The sequence below is a fragment of the Marivita sp. GX14005 genome, from assembly GCF_023370775.1.
Lineage (GTDB): Bacteria > Pseudomonadota > Alphaproteobacteria > Rhodobacterales > Rhodobacteraceae > Marivita.
Map to the genome: position 1 here is coordinate 61996 of NZ_JAMCCQ010000003.1, position 15654 is coordinate 77649.

Annotated in this window: 16 protein-coding genes; 13 read left to right on the forward strand and 3 right to left on the reverse strand. The window is 63.5% G+C overall.

Annotated features, from left to right (window positions below):
• Position 1: 1 nt before the first annotated feature.
• Positions 2-2041, reverse strand: coding sequence for a NosR/NirI family protein (locus tag M3465_RS10420; RefSeq protein ID WP_249501689.1), 2040 nt, complete (start codon positions 2039-2041; stop codon positions 2-4).
• Between the two features lie 122 nt (positions 2042-2163).
• Here M3465_RS10420 and M3465_RS10425 point away from each other — a divergent pair, with 122 nt between their 5' ends.
• From M3465_RS10425 to M3465_RS10465, 9 genes are all read left to right on the forward strand, one after another.
• Entirely contained in the window at positions 2164-3915 is a 1752-nt protein-coding gene (locus tag M3465_RS10425; RefSeq protein ID WP_502846110.1) for a cytochrome D1 domain-containing protein, read from the forward strand.
• A 78-nt stretch (positions 3916-3993) separates the two neighbouring features.
• Positions 3994-4773, forward strand: coding sequence for a uroporphyrinogen-III C-methyltransferase (gene cobA / locus M3465_RS10430; protein WP_249501690.1), 780 nt, complete (start codon positions 3994-3996; stop codon positions 4771-4773).
• On the forward strand, positions 4766-5077 hold the full coding sequence (locus tag M3465_RS10435; protein WP_249501691.1) for a c-type cytochrome: 312 nt from the start codon (positions 4766-4768) through the stop codon (positions 5075-5077). Before cobA ends, M3465_RS10435 begins: the two co-directional genes overlap by 8 nt.
• Positions 5074-6222, forward strand: coding sequence for a cytochrome D1 domain-containing protein (locus tag M3465_RS10440; RefSeq protein ID WP_249501692.1), 1149 nt, complete (start codon positions 5074-5076; stop codon positions 6220-6222). Before M3465_RS10435 ends, M3465_RS10440 begins: the two co-directional genes overlap by 4 nt.
• 1 nt (position 6223) lies before the next feature.
• Positions 6224-7219, forward strand: coding sequence for a siroheme decarboxylase subunit beta (ahbB, locus tag M3465_RS10445; RefSeq protein ID WP_249501693.1), 996 nt, complete (start codon positions 6224-6226; stop codon positions 7217-7219).
• On the forward strand, positions 7216-7665 hold the full coding sequence (locus M3465_RS10450; RefSeq protein WP_249501694.1) for an Lrp/AsnC family transcriptional regulator: 450 nt from the start codon (positions 7216-7218) through the stop codon (positions 7663-7665). The genes ahbB (M3465_RS10445) and M3465_RS10450 overlap by 4 nt, the downstream gene beginning before the upstream one ends.
• Entirely contained in the window at positions 7662-8150 is a 489-nt protein-coding gene (gene ahbB / locus M3465_RS10455) for a siroheme decarboxylase subunit beta (RefSeq protein WP_249501695.1), read from the forward strand. Before M3465_RS10450 ends, ahbB (M3465_RS10455) begins: the two co-directional genes overlap by 4 nt.
• A 3-nt stretch (positions 8151-8153) precedes the next feature.
• Complete coding sequence (gene nirJ / locus M3465_RS10460; RefSeq protein ID WP_249501696.1) at positions 8154-9377, forward strand: heme d1 biosynthesis radical SAM protein NirJ; 1224 nt, start codon at positions 8154-8156, stop codon at positions 9375-9377.
• Positions 9352-10899 carry a cytochrome D1 domain-containing protein gene (locus M3465_RS10465; protein ID WP_249501697.1) on the forward strand — a complete coding sequence of 516 codons (1548 nt, stop codon included), beginning with the start codon at positions 9352-9354 and terminating at the stop codon, positions 10897-10899. The genes nirJ and M3465_RS10465 overlap by 26 nt, the downstream gene beginning before the upstream one ends.
• 11 nt (positions 10900-10910) lie before the next feature.
• Here M3465_RS10465 and M3465_RS10470 read toward each other — a convergent pair whose 3' ends face one another.
• Complete coding sequence (locus tag M3465_RS10470; protein WP_249501698.1) at positions 10911-11819, reverse strand: FAD:protein FMN transferase; 909 nt, start codon at positions 11817-11819, stop codon at positions 10911-10913.
• 153 nt (positions 11820-11972) lie between these two features.
• Here M3465_RS10470 and M3465_RS10475 point away from each other — a divergent pair, with 153 nt between their 5' ends.
• Entirely contained in the window at positions 11973-12674 is a 702-nt protein-coding gene (locus tag M3465_RS10475; RefSeq protein ID WP_249501699.1) for a Crp/Fnr family transcriptional regulator, read from the forward strand.
• Here M3465_RS10475 and M3465_RS10480 read toward each other — a convergent pair.
• Positions 12643-12879, reverse strand: a complete 237-nt coding sequence (locus M3465_RS10480; protein ID WP_283255025.1) for a DUF1858 domain-containing protein — start codon at positions 12877-12879, stop codon at positions 12643-12645. The genes M3465_RS10475 and M3465_RS10480 overlap by 32 nt on opposite strands.
• Before the next feature lie 134 nt (positions 12880-13013).
• Here M3465_RS10480 and M3465_RS10485 point away from each other — a divergent pair, with 134 nt between their 5' ends.
• From M3465_RS10485 to M3465_RS10495, 3 genes are read left to right on the forward strand one after another with little or no spacing between them, the layout of a single operon-like run.
• Positions 13014-13466, forward strand: a complete 453-nt coding sequence (locus tag M3465_RS10485) for a c-type cytochrome (RefSeq protein WP_249501700.1) — start codon at positions 13014-13016, stop codon at positions 13464-13466.
• Positions 13467-13478: 12 nt separating this feature from the next.
• The gene (locus tag M3465_RS10490) at positions 13479-14849 is read left to right on the forward strand and encodes a cbb3-type cytochrome c oxidase subunit I (RefSeq protein ID WP_249501701.1); all 1371 of its coding nucleotides are present in this window, start codon (positions 13479-13481) and stop codon (positions 14847-14849) included.
• Positions 14850-14851: 2 nt separating this feature from the next.
• Positions 14852-15649 carry a CbbQ/NirQ/NorQ/GpvN family protein gene (locus M3465_RS10495; RefSeq protein ID WP_249501702.1) on the forward strand — a complete coding sequence of 266 codons (798 nt, stop codon included), beginning with the start codon at positions 14852-14854 and terminating at the stop codon, positions 15647-15649.
• The last annotated feature ends 5 nt before the right edge of the window (positions 15650-15654 follow it).

The following is a 15654-nucleotide window of genomic DNA, read 5'->3' on the forward strand; positions in this document are numbered from 1 at the left end:
CTCACGCCGCCGTCTTGCGCGCCCTGCGCTTGAGCACCGGGCAGGTTTCCGGATCGTTCAGGATCACCTGGCAGCGCATGCAGAGCACACATTCATTCGGGTTGATCCGCCCCAGCGGGTCGATTGCGCCGACTGTGCATTTGGTCTCGCACAGCCTGCACTCCCGACCACATTGCGGCCGCCGGCGCAACCAGTCGAAGATCTTGAGCTTCGAGGGAATCGCGAGCGCCGCCCCGAGCGGGCAGAGATAGCGGCAATAGAAGCGCTCGATAAAGAGCCCGGCAAGAAGCAGCACAAGTACGAAGGCGACGAACGGCCAGGCCCGCATCATCCGCATGGAGATCGCCGTCTTGAACGGCTCCACTTCAGCGAGGATGAGCGCATCGGTCATCGAATAGAAAGAGACCGCGAGAATTGCCATGAAGAGCGTGTATTTGATGATCCAGAGCCGTTCATGCAGCGCATGCGGCACCGCGATCTGCGGCACGCCGAAGCGCTTCGCGATCATGTTGGTCAGTTCCTGGAGCGCTCCGAACGGGCAGAGCCAGCCGCAAAAGACACCCCTGCCCCAGAAAAGCAGCCCCAGCGCCACGCCCGCCCAGAGGATGAAGATCACCGGCTCGATCAGGAAGGTTTCCCAGCGGAATCCCGTCAGCAGCGATTGCACGAAGGCGATCACCTGAACGACCGAAAGCTGCCCGCCAAGGATCCAGCCCAGATAGACAAGCGTGAGCGTCAAGAAACCGATCCGCAGATACATCCATTGCCGCTTGCGCCGCACCAGCGGTTCCTGAAAGAGCAGGATCAGTGTGAGCGCGATCTGCATGGCCGCGACGGACGCGATGGCGAAGGTGCTGTCCTGCCATGTCTGATGCCAGAGCGGCGCGGCCTCGGGCGGCGGTTTGCGCACGAATTGCGCGGGCAACTGGTAGTCGAGCACCGTGTCGAAGGACACCTCCTCGCCGCTCCCGCCCGCGCGGCTCGCCGTCAGGGTCAACTCGAAGGGTTGCGCGGGGTCGAACCCCTCGCCGCCGATCTGAAACAGACTGCGTTCGCGCAAGGGCGGAGCATCCTCCGGCGCGACCTCGTCGATGCGGGTATAGCCCGCGTCGGTCAGCGGAAAGACAAGGCCGTTCTGACTCAGTTGCAGGCGGTCGAACACGCCGCTGCGCCGCCAGTCGATACCGCGATGCGAATAGACGCCTTGCGATCCGACGAACAGCAGATGCCGGCCCGCGCCCAGTTCGGCGATGGCCTTGTTATAGGCATACTCCCCCAGGATGTTCCGCCCGATGGTCGGCGGGTCCATCAGCCCGGCCCAGAGCGTGATGAAAGGCGCGTCGCCTTCGGGAATCGGCGGGTCGGCCTCGGTCAGCGCGGCGCGCGCCTCGCTCAGGCTCACGCTGCGTTCCTGCACCGCTCCGATGGCGGCCAGTTCCGCCCAGCTTTGCGGCTCGAAACTCAGCTGGTCGATCCCGCCGCCGCCCACCAGACCGCGCCCGATGGCCAGAAGCCGCGCCGTGCGCAGGATCGAATCGCGGATCACGCCTGTCGTGACGGTGGCACGGGAGATGATTTCCGGCATCTCCGGCCCTGCGCCGCGCCCTTCGGGATCGGCCAGATCGATACCCGCGAACCCTCCGACGAAGCGCGAGATGTCCTGGTCCGACAGTCCCAGCGTCAGGATCGGCTCGCTGTGGCGCACCAGTTCCGCGCCTGCGATCCGGCCGTCCATCGAGAGGGCAACCAAAATGTCGATGGGCCGCCCGGAATAGCCGACCGAGCGGATCACCTCCCAGGTGGAGGCGATATGTCCGACTGTCTCCCCGCCCTGCGATATGGCCCAGCCGGGCACCGGCGCGTCGGTGCGCACCACTCCGGGCAGAGTGTCCAGATCGAAGAGGGCCGCCGCGAGAGGCCGCGTGGGCGCAAGCACCGCTGCCTCGTCGCGGGTGGTCGAGGTCGCATCCTGCGCGGGCGCGCCGCCGGGCAAGATGCCGGCGCCAAGGAAGAGCCCGTAAAACAATGCGGAAAGAAGCATTTTTCTGATCATTGCCCCTTTTCGACCCACAACCGGCACGGTGCCTTGACAGAAGTCAAGGAACCGGCGCGCGGCATGGGTCACATTCCCGTCAGGCTCACTTGCTGAATGGAGAAAACCTGATGAAAGCAACGAAAACCAGACGCCACGCCTCGCTTTATGCGGGTGCAGCCATGGCGCTGGGCCTGGCTGTTACTGGCGCATTTGCGCAGGACGCCCCCAAGGAACATGCTGACCAGCCGCAGGATCAATATGTCGGATCGATGACCACGCTCGGCGAGCTTCAGGTCGAGATTCCGGGCCGCAAACCCGGCGATCCCGTCATGACCGACGAGGAATTCCAGAACGCCACGACGATCTATTTCGAGCGTTGCGCGGGTTGTCACGGTGTGCTCCGCAAGGGCGCGACGGGAAAGGCCCTGACCACCGACCTCACGCGCGAGAACGGTTTCGAATACCTGCGCGACTTCATCGTCTACGGCTCCCCGGCCGGTATGCCGAACTGGGGCACCTCGGGTGATCTGTCCGAAGCCGAAGTCGACATGATGGCACGCTACCTGCTGCTCGAGCCGCCCACGCCGCCGGAATGGGGCATGGACAAGATGCGCGAGACCTGGAACGTCGTCGTCGCGCCTGAGGATCGTCCGACCGAGAAGATGAACGATATCGACATCGATAACCTGATGTCCGTGACGCTTCGCGACGCTGGCCAGATCGCGCTGATCGACGGAGCGAACTACAAGATCCACTCGATCATCGATACCGGCTACGCCGTGCACATCTCGCGGATCTCGGCCTCGGGCCGGTATCTCTTCGTGATCGGCCGTGATGCCAAGGTCAACATGATCGACCTGTGGATGGAAGAGCCTGCCACCGTCGCCGAGATCAAGATCGGCATGGAAGCGCGCTCTGTCGAGACTTCCAAGTTCGAAGGCTATGAGGACAAATACGCCATTGCCGGTGCCTACTGGCCGCCGCAATACGTCATCATGGACGGCGACACGCTGGAGCCGCTGCGCATCCAGTCCACACGCGGCACCACCTATGACGAGCAGCTCTACCACCCCGAGCCGCGCGTTGCTGCGATCCTGTCCTCGCACTACCGGCCGGAGTTCATCGTCAACGTCAAGGAAACCGGCAAGATCCTTCTCGTCGACTATTCCGACCTGAAGGCGCTGACCGTGACCGAGATCGACGCCGAACGCTTCCTGCATGATGGCGGTCTCGACCACACGCAGCGGTATTTCATCACCGCCGCGAACGCCCGCAACAAGCTCGTGGTGATCGACACCAAGGAAGGCGAGCTGGAGGCGATCACCGACTCCGAAGGCCTCACGCCGCACCCGGGCCGGGGCGCGAATTTCGAACACCCCGATCACGGTTGGGTCTGGGCGACTTCGCACCTGGGCGACGATTCGGTCGCGCTCATCTCGACCGATCCGGAAGGCGAAAACGCTTGGCAGGTCGTCGAAAGCTTCTACGCTCTCGGTGGCGGGTCGCTCTTCGTCAAGACGCACCCGGAATCGAACCACCTTTACGTCGATGCGACGCTGAACCCCGATCCCGAAATCTCGGCTTCGGTCGCGGTCTACAAGATCGACGAGATGAAGGCGGGCGAAGAGCCGGAAATGATCGTTCTTCCGATCGGCGAATGGGCCGGTATCCCCGAAGGTCAGCCGCGCATCGTGCAGCCTGAATTCAACAAGGCCGGCACCGAAGTGTGGTTCTCCGTCTGGAACGCGAAGGACAAGGTCTCGGCCATCGTCGTCGTGGACGACAAGACGCTGGAGCTGAAGGAAGTGATCAAGGACGAACGCCTTGTCACCCCGACCGGCAAGTTCAACGTCTACAACACGCGCGCCGACGTTTACTAAACCTCTCGCCGGGGGCTGCACAGCGCCGCCCCCGGCACCCCTCACAAGAATTCAAAGGCAGCTTCAGGGATGCGACCTATGACAGTTACGGGCAAAGTTTTTCTCATCGGTTCAGGCCCCGGTGATCCCGATCTGATGACCATGCGCGCCATCAGGATGCTGCAGGAGGCCGATGTCATCGTCTATGACCGGCTCGTTTCCGAAGAAATCCTCGCGCTCGTTCCCGAAGGGGCCGATATGGTTCCCGTCGGCAAGGCGCCCAAACACCACACCGTGCCGCAGGACCGTATCAACAAAATCCTCGCCGAACGCGCGCTCGCGGGCCAGACCGTTGCGCGGCTCAAGGGGGGCGATCCGATGATCTTCGGGCGCGGCTCCGAAGAGGCGGCATATCTCGAAGCGCGCGGCATCGAAGTCGCCTATTGTCCCGGCATTTCCGCAGCGCAGGGCATGGCCGCTTCCACCGGCGTGCCGCTCACCCATCGAGGGCTGGCGACCGGCGTGCGCTATGTCACCGGCCATATGGCCGCCGACCGGACGCTCAACCTCAACTGGGACAGCCTTGCCGATATCGACACCACGCTTGTCGTCTATATGGGCGCATCCAGCATTTCCGAGATTGCCCTGCGCCTGATGCGCGCCGGGATGCCTTCCAGCTTGCCTGTGCTGGCGGTCTCCAGCGTGACCACCCCGCGTGAGACACGGCTTGTCTCCAGCCTGGGGCAGATCGGCGTCGATGCGCAAAGCGCGGAGCTCGAAACGCCGGTGCTGTTCGTGATCGGCCGTGTCGTCTCGCTTTATCAATCGCAGGCGATTCCCGATGAAATTCTGCAAACCATGGCCATCGCCGGTGAATAGACCGCTCGTCCTATCCCTCGTTGCCGCGCTTGCCACCGGGGCCGGCGCGGCCGAGACGCCCCGCGATGCGGAGGCGCTCAAGCATTTCGTGCACCAGGATTGCGGCTCCTGCCACGGGCTGAGCTTGAAAGGCGGGCTCGGCCCCGATATCCGTGCCAAGGCGCTTGAGCATTACGACCCCGAGGTTCTGCGGGAGGTCATTCTCGGCGGGATCCCCGGAACCGCGATGCCCCCCTGGCGCCCGCTCCTGACCGATCCCGAAATCGACTGGATCGTCGACTATCTAATGACCGGAGAAGAATGATGACAATCCGCACAACCGCCGCCGCGCTGGCGCTTGCGCTGATGGGAACCGGCGCGTTCTCGCAGGCCACGGGCGATCTTGGCCTCGTGGTGGAACGCGCGGACGGCGCGCTTCTGGTGGTCGATCAGTCCGACCGCGCCAGCATCGGCCGGATCGAGGGGCTGGGCGATCTTTCCCATGCGTCGCTCGTCTATTCGCCCGACCAGCGCTTTGCTTATGTGTTCGGCCGCGATGGCGGGCTGACCAAGGTGGATATCCTCGAACAGAAGGTGGTGAACCGGGTCATTCAAGGGGGCAATTCCATCGGCGGCGCGATCTCGGATGACGGGCGCTTTGTCGCTGTGTCGAATTACGAGCCGGGCGGCGTGAAGATCTTCGACGCAGACACGCTCGATCTGCTGCACGACATTCCGGCCGAATCCAAGACCGTCGGTCTGGTCGATATCCCCGGAACCCGCTTCGTGTTCAGCCTGTGGGACAAGGGCGAGACATGGATCGTCGATCTGTCCGAAGCCGAGCCCGAAATCACGAAGATCGAAGGCACCGGCACCAACCCTTATGACGCGCTGGTCACGGGCGACGGTCGCACCTATATCGCCGGGCTTTTCGGCGAGGATCACCTGACCGCCTTCGATCTGTGGCAGGACAATCCCGAAGCGCAGGCGATTCTCGATGGCTACTCTGCGGGCCGCGAAGGGCTGCCGGTCTACAAGATGCCGCATCTGGAAGGCTGGGCGCTCGCGGGCGGCGAGTTCGTCTTGCCTGCTGTCGGCCAGCACGAGGTGCTGTGGGTCGATGCGAAGACGTTCGAGCAGACCGGCAAGACCGAGACCCACGGCCAGCCCATCTTTGCCATGGCCCGCCCCGACGGGCGGCAGGTCTGGGTCAACTTCGCGCATCCGCTCAATGACACGATTCAGGTTATCGATACCGTTACGAAAGAGATCATTCACGAATTCAAACCCGGCCCCGGCGTCCTGCACATGGAATTCACCCCGCGCGGGCGCGAAGTGTGGATGTCGGTGCGCGATGCGGACAAGATCATGGTCTATGACACCCAGACCTTCGAAAAGCTGCGCGAGATCGACGCGCGCAGCCCGTCTGGCATCTTCTTTACCGCCCGCGCGCACAAGCTGGGGCTGTGACATGGACGGCGTGACGGATCCCATCACCTCGGCGCTTCTGGACGACTGGCAGCGCGATTTCCCCGTGGAGCCGCGCCCGTTCGACCGGATCGCGGCGGCGCTCGGCATCGAATCGAGCGAGGTGCTGGCGCGCCTGTCGGCTCAGATGCAGGACGGGCGCATCACGCGCGTGGGCGCGACCTGCGCGCCGAACACGGTCTCGGCCAGCACGCTTGCCGCCATCGCCGCGCCGGAAGGCCGGATCGAGGAGGTCGCCGCGATCATCGGTGCGCAGGAGGGCGTCAACCACTCCTATCTGCGCGAGGATGAATGGAACCTCTGGTTCGTCGTCACTGGCCCGGATCGCGCGCATGTGAAGGCAACGATCGCGCGGATCGAGGCGCAGACCGGGCTGCGGGTTCTCGATTTGTATCTGGTGCGGCCGTTCAACGTCGATCTGGGCTTTTCCATGCGCGGCGCGGCGGCTCCGCTCAGCAGTTCGCGCGTGGTGGATATGAGCGCGTTTAAGGATCGCGATAGGCCGATCCTGCAAGCGCTGACCAAGGGGCTGCCGCTGGTGCCCCGACCCTATGTGCAAATAGCGGATGAACTGGGGCGGACCGAACCGGACGTGCTGCACCGCATCGCCGCGCTGGTGCGGGCCAACATCATCTCGCGCCTTGGCGTCATCGTCCGCCACCGCGCACTTGGCTGGCGGGCCAATGCCATGGTCGTCTGGGACATGCCGCATGAGGCGATCACCGAGGCCGGCCCCTTGCTGGCGCGCCAGCCGGGCATTACGTTATGCTACGAACGTGTCACCGTGCCGGGCATCTGGCCCTACCGGCTTTATTCGATGATCCACGCGCGCAGCCGCAAGGACGCTTTCGCCGTTCTGGACCGCGTGCGCGCCCTGCCGGAGTTCGCCGGTGTGGACTACAAACCGCTCTTCTCGACCCGCTGCTTCAAGCAAACCGGCGCGATGATCGACGCAGGCAAGCAGAGGGAAACCGCATGACGCTCGACGAGACAGACCGCCGGATCCTCAACCGGCTGCAAGACGGCTTTCCGATCACCGAACGGCCCTTTGCGCAAGTGGCCGAGGAATTCGGCATCCCCGAGGACGATCTGATCGCGCGGCTGGAGGCAATGAAAGAGGCGCGCGTCATCACCCGTTTCGGCCCCTTCTTCGACGCCGCCGCGATGGGCGGGGCGTTCTGCCTGTGCGCCATGGCGGTGCCGGAGGAGGAGTTCGACGCCGTGGCCGAAAAGGTCAACGCGCATCCCGAGGTCGCCCATAACTATGCGCGCACCCACCGGCTCAATATGTGGTTCGTTCTGGCCACTGAATCCGAGGCCGAGATCGCGCAGACGGCCGAACGGATCGAGCAGGAGACCGGCATCGCGGTGCTGCAATTTCCCAAACTTCAGGAATTCTTCATTCGCTTCCGGGTGGCCGCATGAAACTCGACACGATCGATCGCAGCATCATCACCGCCACGCAATCGGGCCTTCCGCTCGTGCCGCAGCCCTATGCGCAGATCGCCACCGATCTGGGGCTGGACGAGGCAGAGCTGCGCGCGCGCATGCAGGCGATGCAGGAGAGCGGCATCATCCGCCGCATCGCGGTTGCGCCGAACCATTACAAGCTGGGCATGACCGCCAACGGCATGTCCGTCTGGGATGTCGAGGATGCGCGGATTGCAGAACTGGGCCAGCAGGTCGGCAATCTGGACTTCGTCAGCCATTGCTACGAGCGCCCCCGCGCCCTGCCCGACTGGCCCTACAACCTGTTTGCGATGATCCACGGATCGTCGCGCGACGAGGTCGAAACGCTGCGCTCCGAGATCGCCGCCCTTCTGGGCGATGCGTGCCGCGGCGGCGATATTCTGTACTCGACCCGTATTCTCAAGAAATCCGGGCTGCGGCTTCGGCAACAGAAAGGATAGCCCATGTTTCGCATGTCAGAATATATGGAGCAATTGGTTCACCCCACGCCGGTGCGCAAGCGCCGCGGCGCAGGGCCGGTCAAGCCGGTGGTGATCTGGAACCTGACCCGGCGCTGCAACCTCAAGTGCCGCCATTGCTACACGGTGTCTGCCGATGTGCATTTCCCCGGCGAGCTGACGCATGAACAGGCCATGGCCAATGTCGAGGACATGAAGAATTACGGCGTCTTCGCGCTGATCCTGTCGGGCGGGGAGCCGCTGGACCGGTTCGATTTCTTCGATATCGCGCGCGCCGCGCGCCCCCATACGCGGATGCTGGCGCTCTCGACCAACGGCACCAAGATCCATGGCGAAAACGCCGACAAGATCGCCGAGATCGGCTTTGACTATGTCGGCATCTCCATCGACGGGATCGGCGCGACGAATGACTGGTTCCGCGGCGTCGAAGGTGCGTTCGACGATGCCGTGCGCGGGGTGCGCGAATGCAAATCGCGCGGCATCAAGGTCGGATTGCGCTTCACGCTGACCAAGGACAATGCCGAACACCTGCCGGGCCTCTTGCAGCTTTGCGAAGATGAGGGCGTGGACAAGTTCTACCTCTCGCACCTCGTCTATGCCGGGCGCGGGGACAAGAACCGGGGCGAGGATGCGATGCACGCCCATACGCGCAAGGCGCTCGATCTGCTGATCGACCATGCCTGGGCGGGCGCGTCGGGGGCGGGCTACAAGCTCGATATCGTCACCGGCAACAACGACGCCGATGCGGTCTATTTCACCAACTGGGCGCGGCAGCATTTCGACGAGGACACGGTCGAGAACCTGGTGGATCACCTCGAAGCCTGGGGCGGCAATTCCTCGGGGCTGGGCGTCGCCAATATCGACCCGCAGGGCAAGGTGCATCCCGACACCTACTGGTCCGATTACACCATCGGCAGCGTCAAGGACACGCCCTTCTCCGCGCTCTGGAGCGGCGACGATCCGATGCTGGCGCAGCTGCGCACCCGTCCGCGCCCCTTGAAGGGCCGTTGCGGGGCCTGCGCGCATCAATCCATCTGCGGCGGCAACACCCGTATCCGGGCGCTACAACTGACGGGCGATCCCTGGGCCGAAGATCCGGCCTGCTATCTCAGCAACGAGGAGATCGGCATCACGGATGCCGATGCCGACCGCCTGACCGTCACTCCATTCCGAGGAAAACGCCATGATCCGGCGCATCGTTTTACCTAGTCTTCTGGCGCTCGGCGCTATCGCGGCGCAGGCCGATCCGGCGCAGAACTACATCGATTATTGCGCCGAATGTCACGGCGACGACCGCCTTGGCGGGATCGGCCCCGCGCTCATTCCCGAAACGCTAGGCCGGATGCGTGGGCCGAACCTGCACAGCGTGATCGCCGAAGGGCGCGCGGCCACGCAGATGCCCGGCTTTGCCGAGGATCTGGACGAGGTGCAGATTGCCGCCATCGGCGACTACTTGAAAACCCCGCTGGCCGAAACGCCGGTCTGGGAGCCGGACCAAATCGCCGCCACGCGCGAGATGAACCCCGATTACACCCCGGCAGACGCGCCGGTCTTCGACGCCGACCCGATGAACATCACGCTGGTGGTGGAAACCGGCGATCACCATGTCAGCGTTCTGGATGGCGATACGTTCGAGGTGCTCGACCGGTTCGAGACCCCCTTCGCCGTGCATGGCGGGCCGAAATTCAGCCCCGATGGGCGCTATGTCTTCATCATGTCGCGTGACGGCTTCGTGCAGAAATACGACATCTGGTCCCTGCAGGAGGTCGGCCGCGTCCGCGCCGGGCTCAACAGCCGCAACATCGCGATCAGCGCGGATGGCAAGCATCTGGCCGTTGCCAATTACCTGCCGATGACGCTGACGCTGCTATCGGCCGAGGATCTGAGCGTCGAGAAGGTGATGCCGGTGATCGCCAAGTCGGGCGAGCCGAGCCGCGTGTCCGCCGTCTACCAGGCACCGCAACGCAACAGCTTCATCCTCGCGCTCAAGGATGCGCCCGAGATCTGGGAAGTCGCCACCGATCCGAACGCGGAGCCGGTCTACGAGGGCTTCATCCACAGCCGCGAGAAAGGCCGGGTAGAGGCGATCCCCTCATCCGAAGGGCTTTTTGCGCGCCGCCGGATCGTCATTGCCGAACCGCTGGACGATTTTTTCTTCACCGACGATTACCGCCACCTGATCGGCGCGTCGCGCGACGGCGCGCGGGGCGTGGTCGTGAACCTCAATGTCGGGCGCGAGGTCGCCGAGCTTCCACTGCCCGGCATGCCGCATCTTGGCTCGGGCATCAGCTGGGAACTCGATGGCCGCCGCGTCATGGCGACGCCGCATCTGAAGGAAGGCAAGCTGTCGGTGATCGACACGGACGATTGGAGCGTTCTCAAGACCATCGATACCGAGGGGCCGGGCTTCTTCCTGCGCAGCCATGAAAAAACGCCTTATTTCTGGGCCGATGTCTTCTTCGGGCCGAACAAGGACGTGATGCATGTGATCGACAAGGAAAGCCTCGAGATCGTCAAGACGATGCGCCCCGAACCGGGCGCGACCGTGGCGCATGTCGAGTTCACGCGCGACGGGGAATACGCGCTCGTGTCGGTCTGGGAAGACGATGGCGCGGTGATTGTCTATGACGCCGAAACGCTGGAAGAGGTTCGCCGCCTGCCGATGCGCAAGCCCTCGGGGAAATACAACGTCTTCAACAAGATCACATTTTCAGAAGGCACCAGCCACTAGCGCCGTAGCGGTTAAACCAGTGCCTCCAGCCGGGCTTCGGGAAACCGGGCCAGGCTGGCGGCGATCGACGGTTTCGGCATCAGGCAGAACGCGGTCGACAGCCCGTCCGCCACTGCCGCCGAGGGCGCGGAGACGGAAACCAGTTCGTGCAGCGGTTCCGTCTTGCCGCGTGGATCGACGATATGGCCCTGCCCGCCGATCATGCTTCCGCGCGGCGCAGAGGTCGCAAGCGCGCGATCCGAAAGCGTGATCCGCTCCACCAGCTTGCCGCCCGGTGCAGCGATGCCGACGGGCCAACGCCCGCCAGCGGCGATTTCGCCCATATCGACCAGGACGGTGCCAAAGCCACGCGCGCGCAGCAAATCGGCGATCCGGTCAGTGATATATCCCTGCGCGATGCCGTTCAGCGTCAGCGCGCGCCCGGCCCCGATGAAGCGAAGCTCCGCCGGATCGCGCTGCAGCGCCTGCCAGCCGACGCGTCCGATCGAGGCGCGGCGATCCGGCTCGGAAAGCGCGCGGCCTTGCGCGGCGGCCTCCGCCCGCGCGCGCCAGAACGGCTGCACAGCGGGATCGAACAGCCCGCCACTCACCTCGTGCAGCCTGTCGCAAAGGGCCAGCAACTCGGTCAGCTCGGGCGCAGGTGCCCGCAGCACGCCCGTTCGGTTGAGCCGGGCGATCTGCGAGCCGCTATCGTAAAGGCTGAAGATGCGCTCCAGCCGCGCGAGTTCACGCTCCACCGCGCGGAACGTGGCGCGCGCCTCGCGTTCGGTCAGACCGCCGGAGATCGTCAGCCGTGCATCCGCGCCCATCGCGCGGCCGCTCCAGACATGCGGCGCGGCGGCCCCGGCAGGCAGGGCCGCGCAGGCGGCGGTAGAAGCCAGAACGGTCAGAAAACGGCGGCGGGTCGCGGGTTGTGTCATGGTGCCTCAAATCGCATCGGTGTTGCCTCACCATAGGCAGCGGCAGATCGATCCTCCTTGACCGATATCAACCCGCACGGGGATGAAAATAGGGGTCGGCTTTCCCAGTCCGCTCCGCTATCACATGCCGAAAAATCGAACGGGACGGACGCCGTGCGCAAACTCGATGAAAGCCTCTTGTCACATCTTGCCCCTTTCGAAGGCATGGGCCCGGCAGAGATCCGCGAAGTGCTCGATCAATCCATCTCGCACCGGATCAAGAGCGGCGACACCGTGTTTCACGAGGGCGACGCGGCGGAGCGGTTCTTTGTGCTGCTCGACGGATATATCCGCGTCATGCGCATCACCTCTGAAGGCGAGCATGTCACTGTGCTGCATATCCCGCCCGGAGAATTATTCGGCATCGCCAAGGCCTTCGGCCGCAGCCAATATCCCGCCACGGCCGTCGCCGCCTCCGAATCGATCGCGCTGTCCTGGCCGATGCGCCTTTGGTCGGAATTCGCCAAGCGTTTCGAGAATTTCCAGGCTTCCAGCAATCTGGTGATGGGCAAACGCGTCCAGGAAATGAACGACCGGATCATGGAGCTGGCCACCCAACAGGTCGAACAGCGTGTCGCCAATGCGCTCTTGCGCCTGATCCGGCAGACGGGGCGCAAGACCGAAACCGGGATCGAGGTCGATTTTCCCATCACCCGGCAGGATCTGTCAGAGCTCACGGGCACCACGCTGCACACGGTCTCGCGGCTGCTGAGCGCCTGGGAAAAGCGCGGGATCGTGGAAAGCCGGCGCAAGCGGATCATGGTCAGCCGCCCGCACGAGCTTGTCATCCTGGCCGAGAACGCGGCGCTTCGCTGACAGCCTGCGCCAGTTCGCGGCGAAACCTGTCTTCGTTCAGGCGGTATTCCTCGCACGCGTCCGAAATCGTGTGGAACGGGCCCACCTGGCAACCGACGCAGAGCATCCGGCGGCGCAGGAAAACGCGCACCGTGTCCGGGTAGCGCTTCATGATATCCGATAGCGAATCGTCCGTGGTGCGAAAATACTGAAATGTGTCGTCCAAACAGGTGCCCCCCTTTCGTGACGAATTGGAGTTTTTCACACCTATTCAGCGCGAACATTGCGTTCGATCAAAGTGTGCGCAGCCGATCACGAATAGTTTGCCGGCGATAGCAACCAGACAAGGGGGGCCCGTGAATGGCCGAATTCCTGACCAAGTCGCGGGCGCGAAACATCTTTTACGGCGGGTCGATCTTTTTCGTCGTCGTATTTGTCGCGCTGACCGCACATAGCCACAGATATGTGGTCAAAGTATCCACCGCGGGCGCGCCACTGACCGACGAGGTCATTCACGGCAAGCACGTTTGGGAACGCAACAGCTGCATCAACTGCCACACGCTGCATGGCGAGGGCGCCTATTTCGCCCCCGAGCTCGGCAACGTGATGACCCGCTGGGGCGTGCAGGACGATCCCGAGGCCGCCTTCGAGATGATGGACGCCTGGATCGAGGCACAGCCCAGCGGCATCGAGGGGCGCCGCCAGATGCCCTATTTCGAGCTGTCCGAAGAGGACAAGCGCGGACTGGCCGAATTCCTGCGGTGGGCCGATCAGACCGATACCCAGGGCTGGCCGCCCAATGATGCCGGCTAAGGAGGCAGACACATGAAATACAAGACACAACAGATTGCCTATTGGTACTTCTCCGTCGCGATGCTGCTCTTTGGCGTGCAGGTGCTCGGCGGGCTCACGGCGGGCTGGGTTTACGTTCAGCCGAACTTCCTGTCCGAGATCTTCCCTTTCCATATCATCCGCATGGTGCACACCAACGCGCTTATCGTCTGGTTGCTGCTGGGCTTCTTCGGCGCAGCCTATTTCCTCATTCCCGAGGAATCGGAGCGCGAGATCTGGTCTCCGACGCTGGCCTATGTCCAGCTTGCGATCCTGCTTGTCGGCACGCTCGGCGCGGTCATCAGCTATGGCTTCAAGGTGCATGGCGGGCGCGAGTTCCTCGAACAGCCCCTTTGGGTCAAGTTCGGCATCCTCGTTGCCGCGGTAATGTTCCTCGTCAACATCTCCATGACGGTGCTCTCGGGCCGCAAGACCGCCATCACCGGCGTTCTGCTCATGGGTCTCTGGCTGCTCTCGCTGCTGTGGATCTTCGCCTTCATCAATCCGGGCAACCTGTCGCTCGACAAGATGTACTGGTGGTATATCGTCCATCTCTGGGTCGAAGCCACTTGGGAGCTGGTGATGGCCGCGGTTCTGGCCTTTCTGCTGCTCAAGCTGACGGGCGTCGACCGCGAGGTGATCGAGAAATGGCTCTATGTCATCGTCGCCACCGCGCTTTTCTCGGGCATCCTGGGCACCGGGCACCATTTCTACTGGATCGGCCTGCCGGGCTACTGGCAGTGGATCGGCTCGATTTTCTCGACGCTCGAAGTGGTTCCGTTCTTCCTGATGATGGCCTTTGCCTTCGTCATGGTCTGGAAGGGCCGCCGCAACCACCCCAACAAGGCCGCGCTGCTGTGGTCGCTGGGCGCGTCCACCATCGCGTTCTTCGGCGCCGGTGTCTGGGGCTTCCTGCACACGCTGCACGGGGTCAACTTCTATAGCCACGGCACGCAGATCACCGCCGCGCACGGGCACCTTGCCTTCTTCGGCGCCTATGTGGCGATGAACCTTGCGATCATCACCTATGCCATGCCGATCCTGCGGAACCGCCAGCCCTATAACCAGGTGCTGAACATGGCGTCCTTCTGGCTGATGACGGGCGGGATGTCGTTCATGACCTTCACCCTGACCTTCGCAGGCGTCATCCAGACGCACATGCAGCGGGTTCTGGGCGAATACTACATGAGCGTTCAGGACGAGCTTGTGCTCTTCTATGTCATGCGCTTCGGCTCCGGCCTTGCGGTGGTCGTCGGTGCGCTGCTGTTCATCTACTCGATCTTCGTCGTGCGCAAGAAAGAGGTGGTCGAGCCCGGCACGGCCAACCCGGCGCCGGCGGAAACCGACCCGATCCCGGGAGAATGACGATGAACGCCCACACCCAACCGCATGCAGCGCCCTTCTATGCCGCCACCGGCAATGAATGCGCGCTCTTCGATGCGGCTCATAAAAACGGTTTGCCCCTTCTTCTGAAGGGGCCGACCGGCTGCGGTAAGACGCGCTTTGTCGAACACATGGCCGCACGGGCGGGGCGCAAGCTCTATACCGTGGCCTGTCATGACGATTTGTCGGCGGCCGACCTGATCGGCCGTTACCTGCTGCGCGGCGGCGAGACCGAATGGGTCGATGGCCCGCTGACCCGCGCCGTGCGCGAGGGCGGCATCTGCTATCTAGACGAGGTGGTCGAGGCGCGCAAGGACGTCACCGTCGTTTTGCACCCGCTGACCGACAACCGCCGCACGCTGATGATCGACCGCACCGGCGAGGAACTTGTCGCCCCGCCGGGCTTCATGCTGATCGCCAGCTACAACCCCGGCTATCAGAACGTGCTCAAGCGGATGAAACCCTCGACCCGGCAACGGTTCCTGTCCATTACCTTCGATTTCCCCGACCCGGAAACCGAGATCGAGGTTGTGTCGCAGGAAAGCGGCCTTGAAAAAGGGCGCGTGGCACCCTTGGTCAGGCTTGGCGGACATATCCGCAACCTGTCGGGCATGGATCTCGAAGAAGGCGTTTCGACCCGCTTGCTGATCTATGCGGCCACGTTGATGGCGGGCGGCATGGGCGTCGAGAAGGCGCTCGAGGCAGCGGTGATCGAACCGCTGAGCGATGACAAGGACATTCAGACCGCCCTGCGCGATCTGATCACAACTGTATACGGGTAGGACAT

Coding starts and splice junctions, on each gene's coding strand:
- M3465_RS10420 (WP_249501689.1), bottom strand. CDS start 2,041: ATGCTTCTTTCCGCATTGTTTTACGGGCTCTTCCTTGGCGCCGGCATC.
- M3465_RS10425 (WP_502846110.1), top strand. CDS start 2,164: ATGAAAGCAACGAAAACCAGACGCCACGCCTCGCTTTATGCGGGTGCA.
- cobA (WP_249501690.1), top strand. CDS start 3,994: ATGACAGTTACGGGCAAAGTTTTTCTCATCGGTTCAGGCCCCGGTGAT.
- M3465_RS10440 (WP_249501692.1), top strand. CDS start 5,074: ATGATGACAATCCGCACAACCGCCGCCGCGCTGGCGCTTGCGCTGATG.
- ahbB (WP_249501693.1), top strand. CDS start 6,224: ATGGACGGCGTGACGGATCCCATCACCTCGGCGCTTCTGGACGACTGG.
- M3465_RS10450 (WP_249501694.1), top strand. CDS start 7,216: ATGACGCTCGACGAGACAGACCGCCGGATCCTCAACCGGCTGCAAGAC.
- ahbB (WP_249501695.1), top strand. CDS start 7,662: ATGAAACTCGACACGATCGATCGCAGCATCATCACCGCCACGCAATCG.
- nirJ (WP_249501696.1), top strand. CDS start 8,154: ATGTTTCGCATGTCAGAATATATGGAGCAATTGGTTCACCCCACGCCG.
- M3465_RS10465 (WP_249501697.1), top strand. CDS start 9,352: ATGATCCGGCGCATCGTTTTACCTAGTCTTCTGGCGCTCGGCGCTATC.
- M3465_RS10470 (WP_249501698.1), bottom strand. CDS start 11,819: ATGACACAACCCGCGACCCGCCGCCGTTTTCTGACCGTTCTGGCTTCT.
- M3465_RS10485 (WP_249501700.1), top strand. CDS start 13,014: ATGGCCGAATTCCTGACCAAGTCGCGGGCGCGAAACATCTTTTACGGC.
- M3465_RS10490 (WP_249501701.1), top strand. CDS start 13,479: ATGAAATACAAGACACAACAGATTGCCTATTGGTACTTCTCCGTCGCG.
- M3465_RS10495 (WP_249501702.1), top strand. CDS start 14,852: ATGAACGCCCACACCCAACCGCATGCAGCGCCCTTCTATGCCGCCACC.